1 protein-coding gene is annotated in these 1,354 nt (G+C 66.2%); it reads left to right on the top strand.

What is annotated here, in order from left to right; translation table 11 throughout:
• Positions 1–45 precede the first annotated feature (45 nt).
• Positions 46–1,179: an IS701 family transposase gene (locus ACWEKS_RS49345; RefSeq protein ID WP_452346605.1), complete on the top strand. Its 1,134-nt coding sequence runs from the start codon at positions 46–48 to the stop codon at positions 1,177–1,179.
• The last annotated feature ends 175 nt before the right edge of the window (positions 1,180–1,354 follow it).

Below are 1,354 nucleotides of genomic sequence, written 5' to 3'. Positions count from 1 at the left end.
TACTGCAACTGCACTCGCGTGATTCGTTGCTGGTAGACCTGTCGGGTGGTGTTGGATCATGCTGTGGCCGAACTGGATTCGTTGATCGCGAGGATCGGGGAACGGTTCACCCGCGTCGAACCGCGGGAGCGGGCGGGTGAGTACGTGTCGGGGCTGGTCGCGGGTCTGGAACGCAAGAACGGGTGGACCCTGGCCGAGCGCGCCGGTGAGAGCACCCCGGACGGGATGCAGCGGCTGCTGCGCGCCGCCGATTGGGACGTCGACGCGGTGCGTGACGATGTGCGTGACTACGTGGTCGAACACCTCGGTGACCCGGACGCCGTGCTGGCCGGTGATGAGACCGGGTTCCTGAAGAAGGGTGTGAAATCCGCTGGCGTGCAACGTCAATACTCCGGAACGGCCGGCCGTACAGAAAACTGCCAGATCGGTGTGTTTCTGGCGTACACGTCGCGCCATGGGCACGCGCTGATCGACCGGGAACTCTATGTTCCCCAGTCGTGGACGGCCGATCGTGAGCGGTGTCGTGACGCTGGGATTCCCGACGAGGTCGAGTTCGCGACCAAGCCGCGGCAGATGATCGCCATGCTCGAACGCGCGCTGGCGGCGAGGGTGCCGTTTCGGTGGTTCACCGCCGACGAAGCCTACGGCCAGGCCGGCTACCTGCGGGCTTGGTGCGAAGACCACGACGTGTTCTACGTGATGGCCACCCGCTGCGATCACCAGTTACGCACCCGCGCCGACCGACTCGCGCGCGCCGACGACCTGGTCGCCGAGTTCGGTGACCGCACCTGGCAGCGGCTCTCGGTCGGCGCCGGCGCGCACGGTCCGCGCGAATACGATTGGGCGCGTCGCCAGATCGACGGCACCTGGACGACCGGGCGCGGTCACTGGCTACTGGCGCGGCGGTCGATCAGCGACCCGACCGAAATCGCCTATTACCTCTGCTACGGCCAGGCATCGGCACGACTGGTCGATCTGGCCTGGACCGCGGGATCACGCTGGCACGTGGAAGAAGCGTTTCAGCAGGCCAAAGGCGAGGCCGGGCTCGACCACTACCAGGTCCGTAAATGGCGCGCCTGGTATGCCCACATCACCCTGTCGATGCTCGCACTGGCCTGGCTCGCCGCCACCAAAACCGTTGCCGCAAAGGGGGACTCGCCGACAGCGAGGACGGCATGATCGCTCTCACGCTACCGGAGATCCGCCGCCTGCTCATCGCGTTCGTACTCACCCCACTGCATACCGCCGACCACATCTGGGCATGGTCACGCTGGCGACGACGCCGCCAGCATCAAGCCCGGTCATCGCACTACCGACGGCGCGGCCACCCAATCACCTGAGTGCAGTTGCAGTA

The sequence above is a fragment of the Nocardia sp. NPDC004711 genome (assembly GCF_053601595.1).
Note: the sequence above shows the minus strand (reverse complement) of the source record. Positions and strands in the feature narration are given on the sequence as shown.